Genomic DNA, 23,965 nt, shown 5'->3' with positions numbered 1-23,965 from the left:
TCACCGTAAATAAAGTTAATCATATGCAATTCACGACTACTCAGAGTACGCCAGCCTTCAGCTGGAAAGCCCTTGGCTGGGCCGTATTGTATTTTTGCTTCTTTTCAACAGCATTGCAGATTGTCATCTACGCCACAGGTTATAGCGGCTCGACTGGCCTAAGGGATTCCATTCTCTTTAGCTTGTTATGGCTGGTGCCTGTATTCCTCTTTCCCCGAAAAACCCGCATTATCGGCGCCCTGATTGGCATCATTCTCTGGGCTGCCTCGCTGGCGGCAATTAGCTATTACGTTATTTACGGGCAAGAGTTCTCGCAAAGCGTTCTATTCGTGATGTTCGAAACCAACACCAACGAAGCGGGCGAATTCTTAAGCCAGTACTTTAGCCTCAAAATTGTGTTGGTCGCGTTGGTCTATACGGCGATCGCTATCTTCCTGTGGACACGTCTACGTCCGGTTTACATCCCAACGCCATGGCGCTGGCTGGTATCGTTCGCCCTGCTGTACGGGCTGATCCTCCATCCGCTCGTGACTGGGGTCGTGATGAAGGACAAACCGGTTGCCGATGTGCTGGATGGCGTATCAACCCGCCTTGCTCCTGCCGCACCATGGCAGTTCATTACCGGTTACTACCAGTATCGCCATCAGCTCAATAGCCTGACGCGACTGCTCAACGACAACCACGCCCTGCCGCCGCTGGCGAACTTAAAAGACAGCACCGGCGATGCGCCGCGTACGCTGGTGCTGGTGATCGGCGAGTCAACGCAGCGTGGGCATATGAGCCTGTACGGCTATCCACGTGAAACCACGCCGGAACTGGACGCGCTACGTAAGTCCGATCCCAACTTTACCGTGTTCAACGATGTGGTCACATCTCGTCCCTACACAATTGAGATTCTGCAACAGGCGCTGACCTTCGCGAATGAGCAGAACCCGGACCTGTATCTGACCAAACCCTCGCTGATGAACCTGATGAAGCAGGCGGGTTATAAAACCTTCTGGATAACCAACCAGCAGACGATGACGTCGCGCAACACCATGTTGACGGTGTTCTCGAAACAGACCGACCAGCAGTTCTATATGAACCAGCAGCGCACCCAAAGCGCCCGCGAATACGATGCCAACGTGCTGGCGCCGTTTAAGCAGGTGCTGGCCGACCCGGCGCCGAAAAAGTTCATTATCGTTCACCTGCTGGGTACGCATATTAACTACGAGTACCGCTACCCTGAAAACTGGAACAAATTCTCCGGTAAAACCGACACTATGCCGGCTGGTTTAAGCCAGAATCAGCAGGACACGTACAACAACTATGACAACGCCAACCTGTATAACGACTATATCGTTTCCACGCTGATTAAAGACTACAAGGCGACGGATCCTAATGGCTTCTTGCTGTACTTCTCTGACCATGGGGAAGAGGTCTATGACACGCCGCCGCATCAGACTCAGGGGCGTAATGAGAAAGAACCGACCCGCCACATGTACACCATTCCGTTCCTGCTGTGGACATCGGAGAAGTGGCATGAGGCGCATCCGCGTGATTTCTCGCAGGACGTGAACCGCAAATACAGCAGCTCCGAGCTCATCCACACCTGGTCAGATTTGGCAGGCCTGAGCTATGACGGTTTCGACCCAACGCGTGCGCTAACCAACCCTCAGTTTGAGGAAAGTACGCGCTGGATTGGCAACCCGTACGACAAAAAATCACTGAAAGATTACGATACTCTGCCGTACGGCGAGCTAACGGGTAATCAGTAAACGATCTTCCGGCCACTTCATCATGAAGTGGCCGTTTTCGGTTGACAGCACAAGTTTTTAATTAGATTTTTTAATGCATTAATTCATCATAAAAATCGACATATCCCAACACCACTGCGATAAGCTCAGCAATTAAAATTAGTTTTAGTAATTAAAATTCACTCTCCTTAGAAAATCTCAATCGTGATCTCACGCACAAATCGCTACCCTTCTGCCATTCATTTCGGGAGCAAACATGTTACTGCACATCCTCTACCTGATTGGTATCACCGCTGAAGCCATGACTGGCGCGCTGGCCGCCGGACGTCGCCGTATGGACACCTTTGGTGTGATTATTATCGCCACCGCCACCGCGCTGGGCGGCGGTTCCGTACGCGATATGTTGCTGGGTCACTATCCGCTAGGCTGGGTGCAGCATCCGGAATACATCATCACCGTCGCCGTTGCGGCTGTGCTGACGACCATTGTCGCGCCGGTGATGCCGCACCTGCGTCGCCTGTTTCTGGTGCTGGATGCCGTGGGGCTTATCGTTTTCTCTATCATCGGTGCCCAAATCGCCCTGGATATGGGTGAAGGCCCGATTATCGCCGTGATTGCCGCAGTCATTACCGGTGTCTTTGGCGGCGTGTTGCGCGACATGTTCTGTAAACGCATTCCGCTGGTATTCCAGAAAGAACTTTATGCAGGCATCTCCTTTGCCGCCGCCGTGCTTTACGTCGCGCTACAGCACTATGTCAGCAATCACGATGTGGTGGTGATTTCAACGCTGCTGTTCGGCTTTACCGCCCGCATGCTGGCGCTGAGATTGCGGCTCGGTCTGCCGGTATTCCACTACCGCCACGAAACTCACTAATCAAATCCCACCACGCCCAGCGTATGTAGCTTGTCGGCAAGCGCAACGATCGTGGGGTGGTGGAAAAAGGTCACCAGGCGGCGGGCCCTCTCTCGCCCAATGCCCGGTAGCTTTTGCCAGGCCAGCTCATCGCGCGCTGAAATTTGCCGCCACGAAGTATCGCCGGATGCCTGCAGCGCCGTCTCGGGCAATGGCGTGCCCAACGCCTTGACCCACAGTCGAAAAGGCTGACGCCGCGTCATATCAAAACGGTGCCATAGCTGTTCGGCGCGTTCTGGCGCTATCCCCGGTATCGCTTTTAGTTGGGCCGCCTGCCATTCAAGCCAGGAAAAAAGATGGTCGAACGGTAACGCCATCATCAGCCTGTTCCAGCCAGCGTCTCCCAAACCTTCCAGATTAAAAACCTGTGGTGAAGACAACCAGTTCAGGCGAGCCAGAAACTGTGCCCGACAGCCATCCGTGAGGAAATAACAGGTTAGCGAATGGTATTCCCCCTGCGGAGGATTAGGTTTTGTTCGATCCTGCCCACGCCAGACCACACTATCCAGCCGGGGAATCCCCTGACCTGCCAGGCTCACCAGCAGTTGATCGCCCACGGTGAAATCCAAACGTCGCCAGCGTGCAACGGAGCCCACATTCACCCGCCTCACCAGCTTGTCATCCAGCTTTACCGGTTCAAGCTCTGCGACAACTGAGACCTTGCCGCTACGCCCTATCGAAAAGTGAATACCGTTCACCTGCGCGACCTGCGCCACCGGCTCGTATTTCCATGCTGCCACCCAGGTTCCCTGCGTGGGCTGCCAGTACGCGCCCGCGGGTTCTTTAGCCTGCCGGATCACAATGCCATCAGTCGCAAAGGGTAACGGCGTGGTTAACCAATGTTCGCGCCAGTTCGCCACCTCCTGAACACGAGAAACACGATGAGAGTAGCGCTGGGCAAGTTCAAATCCAGACGCAGACAGCTGCGCCAGCCGTTCAGACATCGCCGCCGGACCATCCGGCCATGCCCAGATAAACAGCGATAATGCCGACAGTGGCTCACGTTTGCCTTGTCGCATTAACATACCCGCCACCTTAGCACGGGCGTTCATGCCGCCCATTTTGCGCTGCACATGCCCCCCGGCGCGTAAAAAGATCTCGCCTTGTAAAACGCTATTTGCCAGAGCCCCCTGAACCGTTTTCGGCAACGACGGTATCTGCCTGACCTTATCCGTCCAGTCTTCCCCCACCAGACCATCACCCCGACTAATCGCCTGGTAAAGCTGCCCATGGCGATAAACCAGCGTTACCGCAACGCCATCAACTTTTGGCTGCACCCACAGTTCACCTTTGCCTTGCATCCACTGCTCTACGGCCCGCGCATCCGCCAGTTTTCGTACTCCGGTATGGGCGACAGGATGCTTAAGCGCGTCGTGTAATGGCGGCAAACTCGTGCTCTCTACGGGTTTCGCACCAAAGCAATGCTGCCACTGTGCGAGCCGAGCAGTAAGCTGGTCATAGACGCCGTCGCTCACCCCGCTGACGCCTTGCCGCCAGTAATCGGCGTTCCACTTTGCTATTTGCCCCTGTAGCTGCGCAATCTCTTGCTCGGCCCGCGCGGCAGACCAGACTGGACAGCTGGCTTGCACCTGCATAACCAGCAGCCACCCCAGGCCCATCATCCATGCCTTCATATGCTTTCCCCGTCAGTACGCTGGCTCTGTTTGTAATGCATCCGTTTTCTGGACGCGAGTGCGAGCGTATCGTTTCCCGAGCAGGCTTCAAGGAAAATGCATTCGTTGCAGCAACATGGGGATAATTCAGGAAAACGACTCGCAAAATGAAAGAAACTGGCGCAAAAAGTGTGACAAAGGCTACGTCGCGCAGCGCCGCCGTGTATAATAGGCTCGTATGTAAGTTCTCTTTCGATCATCACATACAAAAGACACTCATGGCTCAAGGCACGCTTTATATTGTTTCCGCCCCTAGCGGCGCGGGTAAATCCAGCCTGATTCAGGCTTTATTAAAAACCCAACCGTTGTATGACTCCCAGGTCTCTGTTTCACATACCACGCGCTCGCCGCGTCCGGGTGAAGTGCACGGTGAACACTATTTCTTCGTGAATCACGACGAATTCCGTTCGATGATTGGCGAAGGTGCGTTTCTGGAACACGCAGAAGTCTTTGGCAACTATTACGGCACCTCGCGTCAGGCTATCGAGCAGGTCCTGGCGACCGGCGTTGATGTCTTCCTGGATATCGACTGGCAAGGCGCACAGCAAATCCGTAAAAGCATGCCGGGCGCGCGCAGCATCTTCATTCTGCCGCCGTCTAAAATTGAACTGGACCGCCGCCTGCGTGGCCGTGGCCAGGACAGCGAGGAAGTCATCGCAAAACGAATGGCTCAGGCAGTTGCAGAAATGAGTCATTACGCGGAATATGATTACCTCATCGTCAATGATGATTTCGATACCGCGCTGAGTGATTTAAAGACCATCCTCCGCGCTGAACGTCTGCGTATGAGCCGCCAAAAGCAGCGACATGACGCTTTAATCAGCAAATTATTGGCAGACTGAACCCACTTTCAGTATCATGCCCAGTCATTTCTTCACCTGTGGAGCATTAAAGTATGGCACGCGTAACTGTTCAGGACGCTGTAGAGAAAATTGGTAACCGTTTTGACCTGGTACTGGTCGCCGCGCGTCGCGCTCGTCAGATGCAGGTAGGCGGCAAGGATCCGCTGGTACCGGAAGAAAACGATAAAACCACCGTGATCGCACTGCGCGAAATCGAAGAAGGTCTGATCAACAACCAGATCCTCGACGTGCGCGAGCGCCAGGAACAGCAAGAGCAGGAAGCCGCTGAATTACAAGCTGTTACCGCTATTGCTGAAGGTCGTCGTTAATTAGATAGCGGGTCGCCCTTGTATCTGTTTGAGAGCCTGAATCAGCTGATTCAAAATTACCTGCCGGAAGACCAGATTAAACGTCTTCGGCAGGCCTATCTCGTTGCACGTGACGCTCACGAGGGGCAAACACGTTCAAGCGGTGAACCCTATATCACGCACCCGGTAGCGGTAGCCTGCATTCTGGCCGAGATGAAACTCGACTATGAAACGCTCATGGCCGCCCTGCTGCACGACGTGATTGAAGATACCCCTGCCACCTACCAGGACATGGAGCAGCTGTTTGGCAAAAGCGTTGCTGAACTGGTAGAGGGGGTCTCTAAACTTGATAAACTCAAGTTCCGCGATAAGAAAGAGGCGCAGGCTGAAAACTTTCGCAAAATGATTATGGCGATGGTGCAGGATATCCGCGTCATCCTCATCAAACTTGCCGACCGTACCCATAACATGCGCACGCTGGGCTCATTACGCCCGGACAAACGTCGCCGCATCGCCCGTGAAACCCTCGAAATTTACAGCCCGCTGGCACACCGTTTAGGTATCCATCACATCAAGACCGAGCTCGAAGAGCTGGGCTTTGAAGCGCTGTATCCCAACCGTTATCGCGTCATTAAAGAGGTGGTGAAAGCCGCGCGCGGTAACCGTAAAGAGATGATTCAGAAGATCCTTTCTGAAATTGAAGGGCGTTTGCAGGAAGCGGGAATTCCGTGTCGCGTTAGCGGTCGCGAGAAGCATCTGTACTCTATCTACTGCAAAATGGTGCTGAAAGAGCAGCGTTTTCACTCGATCATGGATATCTACGCCTTCCGCGTGATCGTCCACGATCTGGATACCTGCTATCGCGTACTGGGCCAGATGCACAGCCTGTACAAGCCGCGCCCGGGTCGCGTAAAAGACTACATCGCGATTCCAAAGGCCAACGGATATCAGTCCCTGCACACCTCGATGATTGGGCCGCACGGTGTCCCGGTCGAAGTCCAGATCCGTACCGAAGACATGGATCAAATGGCAGAAATGGGTGTTGCCGCGCACTGGGCTTATAAAGAGCACGGTGGCGAAAGCAGTACTACCGCACAAATCCGCGCCCAGCGCTGGATGCAAAGCCTGCTGGAACTGCAGCAGAGCGCCGGTAGCTCGTTTGAATTTATCGAGAGCGTTAAATCCGATCTCTTCCCGGATGAGATTTACGTTTTCACCCCGGAAGGCCGCATCGTCGAACTGCCCGCTGGCGCGACGCCGGTGGACTTCGCCTACGCCGTGCATACCGATATCGGTCATGCCTGCGTGGGCGCGCGCGTCGACAGGCAGCCTTACCCGCTGTCGCAGCCGCTCTCCAGCGGCCAGACGGTCGAAATCATCACCGCGCCGGGCGCACGTCCGAATGCGGCATGGCTCAACTTTGTCGTCAGCTCGAAAGCGCGCGCCAAAATTCGCCAGATGCTGAAAAACCTCAAGCGCGACGACTCCGTCAGCCTGGGTCGCCGTCTGCTGAACCACGCGCTGGGCGGTAGCCGCAAGCTCGCGGAAATCCCGCCGGATCATGTTCAGCGTGAACTTGACCGTATGCGTCTTGCCACTCTTGACGATCTGCTGGCCGAAATTGGCCTTGGCAACGCCATGAGCGTAGTGGTGGCGAAAAACCTCCAGCAGGGTGAAGCTATCCCGTCTGCACCAGGTGCCTCCGGGCATACCCATCTGCCGATTAAAGGCGCAGACGGTGTGCTGATCACCTTCGCGAAATGCTGTCGTCCGATCCCTGGCGACCCGATCATCGCCCACGTCAGCCCGGGTAAAGGGCTGGTTATTCACCATGAATCCTGTCGCAACATTCGCGGCTATCAGAAAGAACCTGAGAAATTCATGGCGGTTGAGTGGGACAAAGAGACGGCGCAGGAATTTATCACCGAGATTAAGGTTGATATGTTCAACCATCAGGGGGCGCTGGCCAACCTGACGGCAGCCATCAATACCGCGACGTCCAACATTCAAAGCCTGAATACGGAAGAGAAAGACGGCCGCGTATACAGCGCCTTTATCCGCCTGACCGCCCGCGACCGCGTGCATCTGGCGAATATCATGCGCAAAATCCGCGTGATGCCGGACGTCATCAAAGTCACCCGTAACCGAAACTAGCTTTATGAACTTACAGCGTTATGCGCGTATCCGTGAGATGCTCGCCAGGCGTCAGCCTGACCTGACGGTCTGCATGGAGGAGGTCCACAAACCTCATAATGTCTCGGCGATCGTTCGCACCGCCGATGCTGTAGGCGTTCACGAAGTTCACGCCGTTTGGCCGGGTAACCGCATGCGCACGATGGCCTCGGCAGCAGCGGGCAGCAACAGTTGGGTGCAAGTAAAGACCCATCGCACCATTGGCGATGCGGTGGGGCATTTGAAAAGCCAGGGCATGCAGATTCTGGCGACACATCTGTCCGATAAAGCGGTCGACTTCCGTGAAATCGATTATACCCGCCCGACCTGTATTCTGATGGGTCAGGAAAAAACCGGTATCACCCAGGAAGCATTAGCCCTCGCAGATCGGGACATCATCATCCCGATGATCGGCATGGTGCAGTCGCTCAACGTCTCCGTCGCTTCAGCCTTGATTCTCTACGAAGCGCAGCGCCAGCGGCAGAACGCCGGCATGTACCGCCGGGAAAATAGTATGCTACCGGACGAAGAACAGCAGCGCCTGTTGTTTGAAGGCGGCTACCCGGTGCTGGCAAACGTCGCTAAACGCAAAGGACTCCCTTATCCCCACGTCAACGAGCAAGGCGAAATTGAAGCCGACGCCACGTGGTGGTCCACTATGCAGGCCTCGGAGTAACTGTTATGCAAAGCCGTCTGCTGGATGCCGTTCCGCTCAACACGTTGACCGGCGTTGGCGCCGCGCAGAGCAGCCGGCTGGCAAAAATTGGTCTGCACACGGTGCAGGATCTGCTCCTGCACCTGCCGCTGCGCTACGAAGACCGCACCCAACTTTATCCTATCGGTGAACTGCTTCCCGGCATCTATGTAACCGTGGAAGGCGAAGTCCTGAACTGCAATATCACCTTCGGCGGCCGCCGGATGATGACCTGCCAGATTAGCGACGGCACCGGCATCCTGACCATGCGCTTTTTCAACTTCAACGCGGCGATGAAAAACAGCCTCGCCACCGGGCGGCGGGTGCTAGCCTACGGTGAAGCCAAACGCGGCAAGTACGGCGCGGAGATGATCCACCCGGAATACCGCGTACAGGGTGACCTCAGCACACCGGATTTGCAGGAGACCTTAACGCCGGTCTACCCCACGACCGAAGGCATCAAGCAGGCGACGCTGCGTAAACTCACCGACCAGGCGCTGGATCTGCTGGATACCTGCGCCATCAGCGAACTGCTGCCGCCGGAACTGGCACAGGGCATGATGAGCCTGCCGGAAGCGCTGCGTACGCTGCATCGCCCACCGCCGACGCTCCAGCTTGCTGATTTAGAAACCGGTAAACACCCGGCGCAGCAACGCCTAATCCTCGAAGAGCTACTGGCGCACAACCTGAGTATGCTGGCCTTACGCGCGGGCGCGCAGCGTTTCCACGCTCAGCCCCTCAGCGCCAACGACACATTGAAGGATAAACTGCTGGCGGCGCTGCCATTTAAGCCCACGGGTGCCCAGGCGCGCGTCACCGCGGAAATTGAACACGACATGGCGCTGGATGTGCCGATGATGCGCCTGGTACAGGGCGACGTCGGCTCCGGGAAAACGCTGGTTGCCGCACTGGCCGCGCTACGCGCCATCGCCCACGGCAAGCAGGTAGCGCTGATGGCGCCGACCGAACTGCTCGCCGAACAGCACGCCAACAACTTCCGCAGCTGGTTTGCGCCGCTGGGCGTTGAAGTGGGCTGGCTGGCGGGTAAACAGAAAGGTAAAGCGCGTCAGGCACAGCAAGAGGCCATTGCCAGCGGTCAGGTGCAGATGATTGTCGGCACCCACGCCATCTTCCAGGAACAGGTGCAGTTTAACGGGCTGGCGCTGGTGATCATCGATGAACAGCACCGCTTTGGCGTCCACCAGCGTCTGGCGCTGTGGGAAAAAGGCCAACAGCAGGGCTTTCACCCGCATCAGCTGATCATGACCGCAACCCCTATTCCCCGCACTCTGGCGATGACCGCCTATGCCGATCTGGATACCTCGGTGATTGACGAACTGCCGCCGGGACGCACGCCGGTCACCACCGTCGCGATCCCCGACACTCGCCGCCACGATATTATCGACCGAGTGCGCAACGCCTGCACCACCGAAGGCCGTCAGGCCTACTGGGTGTGCACGCTGATTGAAGAGTCTGACCTGCTGGAGGCCCAGGCGGCGGAAGCCACCTGCGAAGAGCTGAAGCTGGCGCTGCCGGAGTTGAATATCGGCCTCGTCCACGGGCGAATGAAACCCGCCGAGAAGCAGGCCGTCATGCAGGCGTTCAAACAGGGCGAATTGAATTTGCTGATTGCCACCACGGTGATTGAAGTCGGCGTCGATGTGCCCAATGCCAGCCTGATGATTATTGAAAACCCGGAGCGTCTGGGGCTGGCGCAGTTGCATCAGCTCCGAGGCCGCGTAGGCCGTGGCGCGGTGGCCTCCCACTGCGTGCTGCTCTACAAAGCGCCGCTGTCAAAAACCGCGCAGATGCGCCTGCAGGTACTGCGCGACAGCAACGACGGCTTCGTGATTGCGCAGAAAGATCTCGAGATTCGCGGCCCCGGCGAACTGCTCGGCACCCGCCAGACCGGCAACGCCGAATTTAAGGTTGCCGACCTGCTGCGCGATCAGGCCATGATCCCCGAAGTTCAGCGCCTGGCACGGCATATTCATGACCGTTATCCGCAGCAGGCCAATGCGCTGATTGAGCGCTGGATGCCGGAAACCGAACGTTATTCCAACGCGTAGCCATACCCACAGCCCGAAAAGGGCTGTGCTAAACTTCGCACAATTTTACTTCCCTGGACGAGTTTGTAATGAGACGAGAACTGGCAATCGAATTTTCGCGCGTCACCGAAGCGGCGGCGCTGGCAGGCTACAAATGGCTGGGCCGTGGCGACAAGAACACCGCCGACGGCGCAGCGGTCAATGCCATGCGTATTATGCTCAACAAGGTCAACATTGACGGCACCATCGTCATTGGCGAAGGCGAAATCGATGAAGCGCCAATGCTCTACATCGGTGAGTCCGTCGGCACCGGCAACGGCGACGCGGTGGATATCGCCGTCGATCCGATTGAAGGCACCCGCATGACGGCGATGGGCCAGGCCAACGCCCTGGCAGTGCTGGCCGTTGGCGATAAAGGCTGCTTCCTCAACGCCCCTGACATGTACATGGAAAAGCTGATTGTCGGCCCTGGCGCAAAAGGCGCCATCGATCTGAACAAACCGCTGGAAGAAAACCTGCGCAACGTCGCCCGTGCGCTGGACAAGCCGCTTTCCGAGTTAACCGTTACCATTCTTGCCAAGCCGCGTCACGACCAGGTGATTGTCGAGCTGCAAAAGTTGGGTGTGCGCGTATTCGCGATCCCCGACGGCGACGTTGCCGCCTCTATCCTGACCTGCATGCCGGATAGCGAAGTCGACGTGATGTACGGCATCGGCGGCGCGCCGGAAGGGGTGGTCTCCGCAGCGGTGATTCGCGCGCTGGATGGCGATATGCATGGCCGCCTGTTGGCCCGTCATCACGTGAAGGGCGATAGCGAAGAGAACCGTCGTATCGGTGAAAATGAGCTGGAACGCTGCAAGGCGATGGGCATTGAAGCGGGTGTCGTGCTGACGCTCGACGACATGGCGCGCAGCGATAACGTTATCTTCTCCGCTACCGGCATCACCAAGGGCGATCTGCTCGACGGCATTACCCGCAAGGGCAATATCGCCACCACCGAGACGCTGCTGATCCGCGGTAAATCGCGCACCATTCGTCGCATTCAGTCTATTCACTATCTCGATCGCAAAGACGCTGAAATCCAGCGTCACATTCTTTAAATCATTTGATCAATCGAGCTTTCCAGCCCTTTCGGGCTGGAAATCTTTTCTCGTCGCGGTGAAGATAAGATAACGCGAATGAGAGGAGATACGCCATGGCAGACTGGGTTACAGGCAAAGTCGTTAAAGTGCAGAACTGGACCGATGCACTGTTTAGCCTTACCGTCCACGCGCCGGTTCATCCGTTTACCGCCGGGCAGTTCGCCAAGCTGGGGCTGGATATCGACGGCGAGCGAGTACAGCGCGCCTACTCTTACGTTAACGCCCCCAGCAATCCCGACCTCGAGTTCTATCTGGTCACCGTTCCGGAGGGCAAACTCAGCCCACGGCTCGCGGCGCTAAAACCGGGTGATGATGTGCAAATCGTCAGCGAGGCAGCCGGCTTCTTTGTGCTGGATGAAATCCCTGACTGCGAGACGTTGTGGATGGTGGCGACCGGCACGGCGATTGGTCCGTACCTGTCGATTCTGGAAGAAGGCAAAGATCTCGATCGCTTTAAAAATCTGGTGCTGGTGCATGCTGCGCGTTACGCCGCCGATTTAAGCTATCTGCCGCAAATGCAGTCATTAGCCGCGCGTTATAACGGCAAACTGCGTATTCAGACCGTTGTCAGCCGGGAAAACGTGCCGGGGATGCTGAATGGGCGCATTCCGCCACTGATTGAAGGCGGCGCGCTGGAAGCCTCGGTAGGGTTACCGCTCAACGCGGAAACCAGCCATATCATGCTGTGCGGCAACCCGCAGATGGTGCGCGATACCCAACAGTTGCTGAAAGAGACCCGGCAGATGACCAAACACCTGCGCCGTCGTCCGGGCCACATGACCGCCGAACACTACTGGTGATCGGCGCGATATTTCACGGCCTGGGTATCTTTACCGTATTTATTTTCGCCCTGGGTGCCGACAAACGCGCCCAGATCGATCAGCATCATGACGATAATCAGCGTCGGAATAAAGCGCCCAACGCCCCACTGCCATACGCCGGGCAGCATGGACCAGTTGCCCGCCAGCAGCATCCATGCCAGCACCATCAGCAGCGCCCAGAGACCTGATTTCCCCCGGTCATGCAGACGTTTGATGGTCACTGCCGCCGTTGGCCATAGCAGACACACCAACATAAACGCCGCGGTTTGTAAGTCGACGAGCCCGCCGCCCGCAAGGCTGAACAGCGCGACCATCGTCACGGCCCAGATGGCAATCCAGATCCAGAAGTCACGGCGTCCAATACGCCCTTTAATGGAAAATAACCATTGCTGTAGAGTCATGTACTCTTTCCTTTGTCGTTGTGCCGCGTAGTTTACCCTGAAGTGGGCACATTTTGACAACCGGGGCCGTTCCCGTTTTAATCGTCATCTGAAAAGAGGAGGACGATTGGTATGAAACAATGGATAACGCTCTGTCTGGCAGGGCTCATCTCGCTGAGTTTTAGTCAGACCGTACTGTCAGCGGAAACGCCTGCAGCCGTTGCCCCATACCTGCTCACTGGCGCCCCGGCGTTTGATCTCTCCATCAGCCAGTTTAGGGAAAAGTTCAATACTGAAAATCCCAGCCTGCCGCTCGGCGAGTTCCGCTCGATTACCTCCAGCCGCGATCAGCTCACCATTACCCGTGCCGCCAGCAAGATAAATGAAAACCTCTACGCCTCGACGGCGCTGGAGCGCGGCACGCTGAAGATTAAGTCGATTCAAATTACCTGGCTGCCGATTCAAGGGCCGGAGCAGAAAGCGGCAAAAGCCAAGGCGCAGGAGTACATGAGCGCCCTGATGCGCGCGGTAATTCCCACGCTGACCAAACCGCAAAGCCAGCAGAAATTACAAAAGCTGCTGACACAAGGAAAAGGCAAACATTACTTCGCCAGTACCGAAGGCGCGGTGCGCTATGTTGTCGCAGATAACGGCGAAAAAGGGCTGACCTTCGCCGTTGAACCGATTAAGCTGGCGCTATCTGAAAATCTTGAAGGGGAGAATAAATGATAAAAAGCAAAGCCTTCATGCCTTTCAATCTCTATACTGTTTCACAGACCATGCTGCCCTGACGGGTGGCCATATTCCTTAATTCGCTGACAAGCGTGGAGAATCGAAATGCGACATCCTTTAGTGATGGGTAACTGGAAACTGAACGGCAGCCGCCACATGGTAAACGAGCTGATTGCTAACCTGCGTAAAGAGCTGGCTGGCGTGGCAGGCTGCGGCGTGGCTATCGCTCCGCCGGAAATGTATATCGATATGGCTAAACACGCCGCGGCGGGCAGCCACATCCACCTGGGCGCGCAGAACGTTGACCTGAACCTGTCTGGCGCGTTCACCGGTGAAACCTCCGCTGAAATGCTGAAAGATGTTGGCGCAACCTACATCATCATCGGCCACTCCGAGCGTCGTACCTACCACAAAGAATCTGACGAGCTGATCGCCAAGAAATTCGCCGTGCTGAAAGAGCAGGGTCTGATTCCGGTTCTGTGCATCGGTGAAACCGAAGCAGAAAACGAAGCGGGCAAAACTGAAGAAGTGTGCGCACGTCAGATCGACGCCGTTCTGAAAACTCAGGGCGCGGCAGCCTTCGAAGGCGCGGTTATCGCTTACGAACCAGTATGGGCGATCGGTACCGGTAAATCTGCAACTCCTGCTCAGGCTCAGGCGGTTCACAAATTCATCCGTGACCACATTGCTAAAGCTGACGCGAAAATCGCTGAACAGGTTATCATCCAGTACGGCGGTTCCGTAAACGCAGGCAACGCAGCAGAGCTGTTCACCCAGCCGGACATCGACGGCGCGCTGGTTGGCGGCGCATCCCTGAAAGCTGACGCTTTCGCGGTAATCGTTAAAGCAGCAGAAGCAGCTAAAAACGCGTAAGACATTGAACCTGGCCATCGTGCCAGGTTTTCGCCGAATGACGGCGTACGTGTGATAACCGGCCCTATGGCCGGTTTGTTGTTTTAGAGACAACTCATAATTTCCCCAGCACCTGATACCACGCATAGTCTAACGGCAACAGCAGCAGATAGCTCACCGCCGCCAGCGCCAGACACAGCAGCATCCCCGCGCGCGCAGGCACCTTCCCTAACGCCATCGCCACCACGATCGGCGAGGCCTGATAGGGCAGCAGCGGCGTGGAATAGCCCAGCACCTGAATCATAATCACGCTCAGCAGTGGGAAACCGGTCGCATCGGAGAAGCTCTGGGCAAAAGTGGTGTACAGCGCCGGAACGCCGTTGGCGGTCATAATGAAGTTCAACGCGCTGGTAATGCCGGTTAAGGCGAGGAAGCTGGTAAACGGCGCATCTTCATTCAGCGGCATGATGTGCAACAGCGCGTTGCCCACCACCGCGCCTATGCCCGTCTGAGTGACGGTAATCGCCAGCCCGAGAATTCCGGCAACGTAGATACAGGTGCGAATATTCACCCCGCTGGCAAACTCTTCACCGGTAATAAACCCAACGCGCGGCAGCAGCGTGACGACCGCGGCGACCAGCCCCGTCCAGGCCGGCCCTATACCGTGCCAGCTCTCGGTCACCCACAGCGTGAGCACTACCGCCAGCAGCCACGCCAGGCGCTTCTCATCACTGCTCATCGGCGGCAATGGCTCAAGTTCGCGCGGCGGATGCGGTTTGCCAGGGAACAGCCAGCAGATAAGCACAATCAGCGCTGCGCCCTTCAGCCAACCCAGCACCGGTGTGTGCAGCAGCAGATACGGGACATAATTCAGATGAATGCCGTAAGCCCCTTCCGCTGCCCCGCTCATCACCAGATTGGGCACGTTGGCGGGCAAAATGGTGGCAGAAAGCTGGAAGGTGCCAAAACCCACCGCCAGTGCCAGCCCGAACCATCCGCGGGTGCCGTCCTCAATGCCCGCGCGTTTCGCCATTGCCGCCACAATCGGCATCAGCAACGCAATACGCCCCATGTTCGAGGGCATCACGAACGCCAGTGCATAGCTCAGTAGCACCACGCTGGCGACCATCAACGGCCAGGAGTCCGTCAGCCTTGCCGACAGCGCTCGCGCGGCACGATCGGCCAGCCCTGTCTTGCGAATAGCAACCCCGAGCACAAAACCGCTGAATACCAGCCAGAACGCCGAGGAGGCAAAACCACCGAAAATAACATCCGGCGGCGCGATTTTCGCCGTCATCGCCGCCGCAAAGAACAGCAGCGCGGTAATGAACTCCGGTAGCAACGAGGTGGCCCATAGCAGGATAGTGACGCCAACAATGAGTGAGGGAAGGAACAGAGGATGAGAAAACCAGAGCGACATACCTGTCTCCTGTCGTTTTTTTCAGCAAGAATACGACGACAGGCCAGACAGGTAAACGCCAGATTAGGTAGGGTTATTGCAGAATCTCGCAGCGATGATCCTGAATTTCCTCGGCAGAAGCTCGGTTCAGCGTCAGCAGGTTTCGCTCGGTCGCCAGCAGCAACAGCGAGTCATCACTTTGCTTCACCAGCGCCAGCGCAAAGCGCCCCATATGCTCGCGCGCTTCCGGCACTTCTTCCGCCAGCATCAGGAACGGGCTACGCTGCGCCAGCTCATTTTCAGTGACGCGACGCGCCAGATATTCATGTCCCATCAACCCACCAGGCAGCGGTAGCCAGCGGCTGCTAATCGCCGCAAGATCGCCATCCAGTTGCGCGCGTACATCTTTGCGCAGGCAGGAAATATGGATATGGAAGTGATTCTGTGTCCGCCCGGTACGGGAGTTGATGGTCAGGGAGATGGCGCTATCCGGCACCTCTGAACCCCGTTTGTCGCTCATGATCATGCGACGCTGCCACGCCTGCCAGAAGAAGTTTGGCGTCAGTGGGTCTAACAACAGCGGGCTTTCAGTCCCATTGATACGGTAGGTTGGCATCAGCAGGTATTGCAATGGGCCGTTGCGGTCCTTAAACAGCACATAGCCGCCTTTCGGGTTCACGTCTGCGCACGGCGCAGGGGTCCGATGCTGCAATTGGTTCGGCACACACTGCTGTAACACAATCTGACGCAGCGCATTCGAGTTGCCGGAATGCAGCCAGTACCAACCGCCAGCACCTGCTGCTATCACCATCACCAGCAGCGCGATCAGCAGGTATTTTAACCTTTTCATGTTGTCTCCCCAGAAAAAACCAGGGGGAAGAGTAGCGTACTTTGATGACTAAAAGAAAACGCCCGACAAATTTGCCGGGCGTCAGAGGGAGATTAACGCTTACTAATCTGGTCGAACGTACCACCGTTAGAGAAGTGTTCTTTCTGGGCTTTTGTCCAGCCGCCGAACTCATCATCAATAGTGAACAGCTTCAGTTTCGGGAACGCATTTTCATACTTCTTCGCTACATCCGGGTCACGCGGGCGATAGAAGTTCTTCGCCGCGATTTCCTGGCCTTCCGGCGAGTAGAGGTACTTCAGGTAGGCTTCCGCTACCGCGGTGGTGCCTTTTTTCTCAGCCACTTTGTCAACCACGGAGACGGTCGGCTCGGCGAGAATAGATTCGCTCGGGGTGACGATTTCAAACTTGTCTTTCCCCAGTTCGTTCGCCGCCAGCAGCGCTTCGTTTTCCCACGCAATCAGCACATCGCCGATACCGCGTTCTACGAAGGTGTTAGTGGAGCCACGGGCGCCGGAGTCCAGAACTTCGACGTTTTTATACAGCGCTTTCACGAAATCTTGCGCTTTGGCCTGATCGTTGTTGTTGTGGTGCAGCGCGTAGCCCCAGGCTGCCAGGTAGTTCCAGCGTGCGCCGCCGGAGCTTTTCGGGTTCGGGGTAATGACGGAAACGCCCGGTTTCACCAGATCGTTCCAGTCTTTAATCTGTTTCGGGTTGCCTTTGCGGACCAGGAACACGATGGTGGAAGTGTACGGCGCGGAGTTATCCGGCAGGCGTTTAATCCAGTTTTTGTCGATGCGGCCACGCTCGGCAATCGCATCCACGTCGTAGGCCAGCGCCAGGGTCACGACGTCAGCTTCAATACCGTTGATCACGGAAGTGGCCTGTTTGCCAGAGCCGCCGTGAGACTGACGAATCACCACGTTATCACCGGTCTCTTTTTTCCAGTGCGCGCTGAACGCCTTGTTGTATTGTTCGTACAGTTCACGCGTCGGATCGTAAGACACGTTCAGTAATTGGATATCCTTAGCCAGTACGCTGGTGGAAGCCAGCAAAAGAGTTAACCCTACGCCCCACTTGTTCATCGCCCGCTCTCTTATCTGTTGTGTTGTAATGAGGCTAGCCTGCCAGAAATCGAAACGATGATTAAAGAATAAAAAAAGATTGATTATGCCGTTTTGAAATATACGAAAACGGACAATGCGCGGATGCGCGAATTCACTCAGCAGGGAAAATCAGCAGGGAGGGAAAACTTCCCCAGGCGATAATGATTGCCCGGGGAGAGGTGGAATCAGACTTCTTCCATGCGGCCCAGCAGCGCCTGCAGACGATCCTGCCAGCCGCTCTGCTGTTCTTTCAGCTGGTTGTTTTCACGCTCCAGCTCTTCACGGCTCTGCTGTGCAGACTGTACATCCTGCGCCAGCGTGTTGTTCTTTTCTTTCAGCTCTTCGATTTCCATCTGCAACAGCGTGATGGTATCAATCGCCTGCTGAACTTTCGCTTCCAGTTTCTCAAACACTTCTAATGACATCGTCATACCTCTCCTGATCTTGCAAGGCGTTGATATCGTCCCGGAACCCCGGTGACGCCTTAACGTAAATAAGCGCACGGCTTGTGGTCGATTGTATGAAGCCCCGCCGCCCCTGTCCAGCGCCAGAGCCTGTAGATTGCGGTTCTCCGCAATTTTCGGCATAGACCTGGAGCGTTAGCGTCAATATGCAATAAATTGTTAACGCTTTAGCGTGCGGAATGTTTCTCTCCTCACATTTTTTGCGGCGAAATCGTTCGCTTTTTGGCGCGAAAACGCTCATTCCTTGACGAGCCACACACATTTTGATTTCGATATTTCTCGTTTACGCTCGTTAACGATAAATTAACACTATACCTACAAGGTAACATGAGCGTCGCGAATGCTCATGAACACAATAATCATCAATTAGTCTTCAGGATTCCGATTATGAGCCAGTCATCAACGTTAAAAGGCCAGTGCATCGCAGAGTTTCTCGGTACCGGGTTGTTGATATTTTTCGGCGTGGGGTGTGTTGCGGCGCTGAAAGTCGCGGGTGCGAGCTTCGGCCAGTGGGAAATCAGCATCATCTGGGGTCTGGGGGTGGCGATGGCCATCTATCTGACCGCCGGGGTTTCCGGCGCGCACCTAAACCCGGCAGTCACCATCGCGCTGTGGCTGTTTGCCTGCTTTGATGGCCGTAAGGTCATCCCGTTCATCGTTGCGCAGTTTGCCGGGGCGTTCTGCGCCGCCGCGCTGGTCTACGGACTTTACTACAACCTGTTCATCGACTTCGAACACACGCACAATATGGTGCGCGGCAGCGTCGAAAGTCTTGAACTGGCGGGTATTTTCTCAACTTATCCTAACCCGCATATCAATTTTGTGCAGGCATTCGCGGTAGAAATGGTGATTACCGCTATCCTGATGGGCGTGATTCTGGCGCTGACCGACGATGGTAACGGCATTCCGCGCGGGCCGCTGGCGCCGTTGCTGATTGGCCTGCTGATCGCCGTTATCGGCGCCTCAATGGGCCCGCTGACCGGGTTTGCGATGAACCCGGCGCGTGATATCGGCCCGAAAGCCTTCGCCTGGCTGGCAGGCTGGGGCGACGTGGCCTTCACCGGCGGCAAAGATATCCCGTATTTCCTGGTGCCGCTGTGCGCGCCAATCGTCGGTGCAGCACTGGGTGCGTTCAGCTACCGCAAGCTGATCGGTCGCCATCTGCCCTGCGACACCTGCGAGGTTGAAGAGCCGAAAACGGTCTCCAGCCAAAATCAACACAATGCTTCGCTGTAATCTGACTACGGAACGTTCATTATGACTGACAAAAAATACATCGTTGCGCTCGACCAGGGCACTACCAGCTCCCGCGCCGTCGTTATGGATCATGACGCCAACATCATCAGCGTGTCGCAGCGTGAGTTTGAACAAATTTATCCGAAGCCAGGCTGGGTAGAGCACGACCCAATGGAAATTTGGGCGACCCAAAGCTCCACGCTGGTAGAAGTGCTGGCGAAGGCCGACATTAACTCCGATCAGATTGCCGCTATCGGTATCACCAACCAGCGCGAAACCACCGTGGTGTGGGAGCGTGAAACCGGTAAACCGATTTATAACGCCATCGTCTGGCAGTGTCGTCGTACGGCGGATATCTGCGAGCAGCTCAAGCGCGACGGGATGGAAGAGTACGTGCGCAAAGCCACCGGTCTGGTGGTCGACCCGTACTTCTCCGGCACCAAGGTGAAGTGGATCCTCGACCACGTGGAAGGCTCCCGCGAGCGTGCGAAGCGCGGCGAACTGCTGTTCGGTACCGTAGACACCTGGCTTATCTGGAAAATGACCCAGGGTCGCGTGCACGTCACCGACTACACCAACGCCTCGCGCACCATGCTATTCAACATCAACACCCTGGAATGGGATGACAAGATGCTGGATGCGCTGGATATCCCGCGCGCCATGCTGCCGGAAGTGCGTAAGTCTTCCGAAGTCTACGGCCAGACCAACATTGGCGGCAAAGGCGGCACCCGTATTCCTATCGCCGGTATCGCCGGCGACCAGCAGGCAGCGCTGTTCGGCCAACTGTGCGTGAAGGAAGGGATGGCGAAAAACACCTACGGTACCGGCTGCTTTATGCTGATGAACACCGGGGAAAAAGCGGTGGCTTCGAGCCACGGGCTGCTGACCACCATCGCCTGCGGCCCGCGCGGCGAGGTGAACTACGCGCTGGAAGGCGCGGTGTTTATGGCTGGCGCATCCATTCAGTGGCTGCGTGACGAAATGAAGCTGATTAGCGACGCGTTCGACTCCGAATACTTCGCCACCAAGGTGAAAGACACCAACGGCGTGTACGTGGTGCCCGCCTTTACCGGCCTGGGCGCGCCGTACTGGGATCCGTATGCGCGCGGCGCGATTTTTGGCCTGACGCGCGGTGTGAACTCGAACCACATTATTCGCGCCACCCTGGAATCCATCGCCTACCAGACCCGTGATGTACTGGAAGCGATGCAGGCCGACTCCGGCATTCGTCTGCACGCCCTGCGCGTAGACGGCGGCGCGGTGGCCAACAACTTCCTGATGCAGTTCCAGTCCGACATTCTTGGCACTCGCGTAGAGCGCCCGGAAGTACGCGAAGTGACGGCGCTCGGCGCGGCCTACCTCGCCGGTCTGGCGGTTGGCTTCTGGCAGAACCTGGATGAGCTGCAGGAGAAAGCGGTCATTGAGCGCGAGTTCCGTCCGGGGATTGAGACCACCGAGCGTAACTTCCGCTACAGCGGCTGGAAGAAAGCGGTGAAACGCGCGTTGGCGTGGGAAGAGCACGACGAGTAAGCACCGAGCGGAGACGCCGTTTGTAGGCCTGATAAGCGTAGCGCCATCAGGCAAAAAAATGCCGGAGATAAGCTCCGGCATTTTTATTTCAACCAAACATCGGTAACAGCAGAAACAGCTTAATCACCAGCGCGTTGACGATATCAATAAAGAACGCCCCCACCATCGGCACCACCAGGAACGCCATATGCGATGGCCCGAAACGCTCGGTAATCGCCTGCATGTTGGCAATCGCCGTCGGCGTCGCGCCGAGACCAAAACCGCAGTGACCCGCCGCCAGCACCGCCGCGTCGTAATTTTTCCCCATCAGACGGTAGGTGACGAAAATCGCATACAGCGCCATCGCCACGGTTTGTACAACCAGAATCGCGATCATCGGCAGCGCCAGGTCCGCAAGCTCCCAGAGTTTCAGGCTCATCAACGCCATCGCCAGGAATAACGATAAGCACACGTTACCCAATACCGACACCGCGCGGTCGAATACCCGGTAAAAACCAAGCAGCGCCATACCGTTACTGAGAATAACGCCAACGAACAGCACGCAAACAAACGTTGGCAGCTCCAGTACCGTTCCCGCCAACAGTTGCGCAATCACTTTGCCCACCGTCAGACAGATAGCGATCATGGCGATGGTTTCAATCAGCACCAGCGACGTGATCATGCGCCCAACATCCGGCTTTTCAAACGCGGTAGGCACTTCCTGATCGTCCGGCGTACCGTTCGGCGACGATGAATGCTTCACCAGATAGCGCGCGACCGGCCCGCCAATCAGGCCGCCGAGCACAAGGCCAAAGGTTGCGCAGGCCATGGCAACTTCCGTTGCGTGGGTAAAGCCATAGCGTTCGATAAACAGCTTGCTCCACGCCGCGCCGGTACCGTGGCCGCCCGACAGCGTGATCGACCCGGCCAGCAGCCCCATAATCGGGTCAAGCCCCAGCAGCTTCGCCATCCCAATGCCCAGCGAGTTTTGCAGCAGCAGCAGGCCGACCACCACAATCAGGAATGTGCCCACCACTTTTCCGCCCGCGCGCAGGCTGGCAATATTCGCGTTCAAACCAATGGTCGCGAAGAAGGCCAGCATCAGCGGGTCTTTCAGGCTCATATCAAAGTCGATTTCCCAGCCCAGGCTTTTTTTCAGCACCAGCAGCGCAAGTGCCACCAGCAGACCGCCCGCAACGGGCTCGGGAATGGTGTATTTCTTGAGAAGGGAAACGCTCTGGACCAGCTTTCGTCCCAGCAGCAATACGAGCGTTGCGGCAACGAGCGTCGATAAGGTATCGAGATGAAACATAATTACAGCTCCTGACTAAACGCATGATCCATTCACACGCGACAATTTTCCGATGTCGAGATCGCCTCTTCGTGAGGCATCGGCCCAAAGTGTAATCATGAAAAGCGCTAAAGTGATAGAAAAAGGTATTATTTGTCAGCATTTTCGTTAACGCACGCGGTTAAACACATGCATTTCACAGGGGTATTTTCCGCAATAATTTACCGCCTACGAAAGCAACCGTTTGCTTTTACCAACCAGTCCGCTAAAATCGCCACTTTTCCACCACGGGATTGCCTCTGAGATGTCCTCTAACACACTCGAACAAGCCAATGCGCAACCGATTGCGCATAAGCAAACCAGCGAATTGATTTACCGCCTGGAAGACCGTCCGCCACTTCCGCAGACCCTCTTCGCCGCACTCCAGCACCTGCTGGCGATGTTTGTCGCGGTGATCACCCCCGCGCTGCTGATCTGCCAGGCCCTTGGCCTGCCGGCTGAGGATACTCAGCACATTATCAGCATGTCGTTATTCGCTTCCGGTGTGGCATCGATCATTCAGATTAAAGCCTGGGGCCCGGTAGGCTCTGGCCTGCTGTCGATTCAGGGCACCAGCTTCAACTTCGTGGCGCCGCTGATTATGGGCGGCACGGCGTTGAAAACCGGCGGCGCGGACGTGCCGACGATGATGGCGGCGCTGTTTGGCACCCTGATGCTGGCAAGCTGCACCGAGATGGTCTTATCTCGCGTGCTGCACCTGGCGCGCCGCGTGATTACGCCGCTGGTCTCCGGTGTGGTGGTGATGATTATCGGCCTGTCGCTGATTCAGGTCGGCCTGACCTCCATCGGCGGCGGCTACGCGGCCATGGCCGACAATACCTTCGGCGCGCCGAAAAACCTGCTGCTGGCGGGCGTGGTGCTGGCCATTATTATTCTGCTTAACCGTCAGCGTAACCCGTACCTGCGCATTGCGTCGCTGGTGATCGCCATGGCGGCGGGTTACCTGATTGCCTGGTTCCTCGGCATGCTGCCGGAAAACACGGCACCGACCAACAGCAGCCTGATTATGATCCCCACGCCGCTGTACTACGGCCTCGGTATCGACTGGAATCTGCTGCTGCCGCTGATGCTGGTGTTTATGATCACCTCGCTGGAAACCATCGGCGACATTACCGCCACTTCTGACGTTTCCGAGCAGCCGGTCTCCGGCCCGGTGTATATGAAGCGCCTGAAGGGCGGCGTGCTGGCAAACGGCCTCAACTCCTGCGTTTCCGCGGTGTTCAACACCTTCCCGAACTCCTGCTTTGGCCAGAACAACGGCGTTATTCAGCTGACCGGCGTCGCCAGCCGCTACGTTGGCTTTGTGGTGGCGCTGATGCTGATCGTGCTGGGCCTGTTCCCGGCGGTCAGCGGTTTCGTGCAGCACATTCCGGAACCGGTCCTCGGCGGCGCAACGCTGGTGATGTTCGGCACCATCGCCGCCTCCGGCGTGCGCATCGTTTCCCGCGAACCGCTGAACCGCCGCGCTATTCTGATTATCGCGCTGTCGCTGGCCGTTGGCCTGGGCGTTTCCCAGCAGCCGCAGATTCTGCAATTCGCGCCGGACTGGCTGAAAAATCTGCTCTCTTCCGGCATCGCCGCAGGTGGCATCACCGCCATCATTCTGAACCTGGTTTTCCCGCCAGAGAAAGAGTAATTCACTTCGCGGCGGTGGCACCTTAGCCACTGCCGCCGACATCGAATAATACGATTCCTGCCTTGAGGATTGCCCATAAATCATGCATAACAGGTTTATGTGCC

The 23,965-nt window shown here is 56.6% G+C and carries 21 protein-coding genes; 14 read left to right on the top strand and 7 right to left on the bottom strand.

All coding sequences use genetic code 11. The annotated features are described in order from the left end of the window. Positions 1–23: 23 nt before the first annotated feature. Together K7B04_RS06055 and K7B04_RS06050 are read left to right on the top strand one after the other, a co-directional pair. Positions 24–1,757 (top strand): phosphoethanolamine transferase CptA, encoded by a 1,734-nt coding sequence (locus K7B04_RS06055; protein WP_223803685.1) that lies wholly within the window; start codon positions 24–26, stop codon positions 1,755–1,757. Between the two features lie 235 nt (positions 1,758–1,992). Beyond that, positions 1,993–2,610 (top strand): trimeric intracellular cation channel family protein, encoded by a 618-nt coding sequence (locus K7B04_RS06050; protein ID WP_163446949.1) that lies wholly within the window; start codon positions 1,993–1,995, stop codon positions 2,608–2,610. Here the strand turns inward: K7B04_RS06050 and ligB are convergent. Continuing rightward, entirely contained in the window at positions 2,607–4,283 is a 1,677-nt protein-coding gene (gene ligB / locus K7B04_RS06045) for an NAD-dependent DNA ligase LigB (RefSeq protein WP_223803684.1), read from the bottom strand. The two genes, K7B04_RS06050 and ligB, sit on opposite strands and share 4 nt — an antisense overlap. A 257-nt stretch (positions 4,284–4,540) precedes the next feature. Here ligB and gmk point away from each other — a divergent pair, with 257 nt between their 5' ends. From gmk to fpr, 7 genes are all read left to right on the top strand, one after another. Further along, positions 4,541–5,164: a guanylate kinase gene (gmk, locus tag K7B04_RS06040; RefSeq protein ID WP_163446945.1), complete on the top strand. Its 624-nt coding sequence runs from the start codon at positions 4,541–4,543 to the stop codon at positions 5,162–5,164. 53 nt (positions 5,165–5,217) lie between these two features. After that, positions 5,218–5,493, top strand: a complete 276-nt coding sequence (rpoZ, locus tag K7B04_RS06035; protein ID WP_000135058.1) for a DNA-directed RNA polymerase subunit omega — start codon at positions 5,218–5,220, stop codon at positions 5,491–5,493. An 18-nt stretch (positions 5,494–5,511) separates the two neighbouring features. Continuing rightward, positions 5,512–7,626 carry a bifunctional GTP diphosphokinase/guanosine-3',5'-bis pyrophosphate 3'-pyrophosphohydrolase gene (gene spoT, locus K7B04_RS06030; protein ID WP_064540943.1) on the top strand — a complete coding sequence of 705 codons (2,115 nt, stop codon included), beginning with the start codon at positions 5,512–5,514 and terminating at the stop codon, positions 7,624–7,626. Between the two features lie 4 nt (positions 7,627–7,630). Then, positions 7,631–8,320, top strand: coding sequence for a tRNA (guanosine(18)-2'-O)-methyltransferase TrmH (gene trmH, locus K7B04_RS06025; RefSeq protein WP_167574793.1), 690 nt, complete (start codon positions 7,631–7,633; stop codon positions 8,318–8,320). Positions 8,321–8,325: 5 nt separating this feature from the next. Further along, complete coding sequence (recG, locus tag K7B04_RS06020) at positions 8,326–10,407, top strand: ATP-dependent DNA helicase RecG (protein ID WP_223803683.1); 2,082 nt, start codon at positions 8,326–8,328, stop codon at positions 10,405–10,407. Between the two features lie 68 nt (positions 10,408–10,475). Continuing rightward, positions 10,476–11,486 (top strand): class II fructose-bisphosphatase, encoded by a 1,011-nt coding sequence (gene glpX, locus K7B04_RS06015; RefSeq protein WP_163446939.1) that lies wholly within the window; start codon positions 10,476–10,478, stop codon positions 11,484–11,486. 95 nt (positions 11,487–11,581) lie between these two features. Beyond that, positions 11,582–12,328 (top strand): ferredoxin--NADP(+) reductase, encoded by a 747-nt coding sequence (gene fpr, locus K7B04_RS06010; protein ID WP_064540931.1) that lies wholly within the window; start codon positions 11,582–11,584, stop codon positions 12,326–12,328. Here fpr and K7B04_RS06005 read toward each other — a convergent pair. Further along, entirely contained in the window at positions 12,319–12,750 is a 432-nt protein-coding gene (locus K7B04_RS06005; RefSeq protein WP_106924941.1) for a DUF805 domain-containing protein, read from the bottom strand. The two genes, fpr and K7B04_RS06005, sit on opposite strands and share 10 nt — an antisense overlap. A 111-nt stretch (positions 12,751–12,861) precedes the next feature. On the opposite strand from K7B04_RS06005, the gene K7B04_RS06000 reads away from it, so the two are divergent. Next, positions 12,862–13,458 (top strand): DUF1454 family protein, encoded by a 597-nt coding sequence (locus K7B04_RS06000; protein ID WP_163446937.1) that lies wholly within the window; start codon positions 12,862–12,864, stop codon positions 13,456–13,458. A gap of 108 nt (positions 13,459–13,566) precedes the next feature. Beyond that, positions 13,567–14,334: a triose-phosphate isomerase gene (gene tpiA / locus K7B04_RS05995; RefSeq protein ID WP_064540923.1), complete on the top strand. Its 768-nt coding sequence runs from the start codon at positions 13,567–13,569 to the stop codon at positions 14,332–14,334. A 94-nt stretch (positions 14,335–14,428) separates the two neighbouring features. Here the strand turns inward: tpiA and K7B04_RS05990 are convergent, their stop codons facing one another. The 4 genes from K7B04_RS05990 to zapB form a co-directional block, all read right to left on the bottom strand. Continuing rightward, positions 14,429–15,733 carry an SLC13 family permease gene (locus K7B04_RS05990; RefSeq protein ID WP_223803682.1) on the bottom strand — a complete coding sequence of 435 codons (1,305 nt, stop codon included), beginning with the start codon at positions 15,731–15,733 and terminating at the stop codon, positions 14,429–14,431. A 73-nt stretch (positions 15,734–15,806) separates the two neighbouring features. Continuing rightward, the gene (locus tag K7B04_RS05985; RefSeq protein ID WP_163446933.1) at positions 15,807–16,562 is read right to left on the bottom strand and encodes a CDP-diacylglycerol diphosphatase; all 756 of its coding nucleotides are present in this window, start codon (positions 16,560–16,562) and stop codon (positions 15,807–15,809) included. A gap of 92 nt (positions 16,563–16,654) precedes the next feature. Further along, entirely contained in the window at positions 16,655–17,644 is a 990-nt protein-coding gene (gene sbp, locus K7B04_RS05980; RefSeq protein ID WP_064540914.1) for a sulfate/thiosulfate ABC transporter substrate-binding protein Sbp, read from the bottom strand. A gap of 206 nt (positions 17,645–17,850) precedes the next feature. Beyond that, entirely contained in the window at positions 17,851–18,096 is a 246-nt protein-coding gene (gene zapB / locus K7B04_RS05975; protein ID WP_100249963.1) for a septal ring assembly protein ZapB, read from the bottom strand. A gap of 420 nt (positions 18,097–18,516) precedes the next feature. Between zapB and K7B04_RS05970 the strand changes: the two genes are divergently transcribed. After that, entirely contained in the window at positions 18,517–19,365 is an 849-nt protein-coding gene (locus K7B04_RS05970; RefSeq protein WP_223803681.1) for an MIP/aquaporin family protein, read from the top strand. 21 nt (positions 19,366–19,386) lie between these two features. Next, positions 19,387–20,895, top strand: a complete 1,509-nt coding sequence (glpK, locus tag K7B04_RS05965; protein WP_064540909.1) for a glycerol kinase GlpK — start codon at positions 19,387–19,389, stop codon at positions 20,893–20,895. Between the two features lie 88 nt (positions 20,896–20,983). On the opposite strand, the gene gltS is transcribed toward glpK, so the two are convergent. After that, positions 20,984–22,186: a sodium/glutamate symporter gene (gene gltS / locus K7B04_RS05960; protein ID WP_167574788.1), complete on the bottom strand. Its 1,203-nt coding sequence runs from the start codon at positions 22,184–22,186 to the stop codon at positions 20,984–20,986. Positions 22,187–22,469: 283 nt separating this feature from the next. Between gltS and K7B04_RS05950 the strand changes: the two genes are divergently transcribed. Beyond that, positions 22,470–23,861: a uracil-xanthine permease family protein gene (locus tag K7B04_RS05950; RefSeq protein WP_167574787.1), complete on the top strand. Its 1,392-nt coding sequence runs from the start codon at positions 22,470–22,472 to the stop codon at positions 23,859–23,861. Positions 23,862–23,965: the final 104 nt, after the last annotated feature.

It is taken from the genome of Kluyvera sp. CRP, assembly GCF_019930565.1.
Classification (GTDB): domain Bacteria; phylum Pseudomonadota; class Gammaproteobacteria; order Enterobacterales; family Enterobacteriaceae; genus Kluyvera; species Kluyvera georgiana_A.
This window is presented reverse-complemented; position numbering and strand designations above follow the sequence as displayed.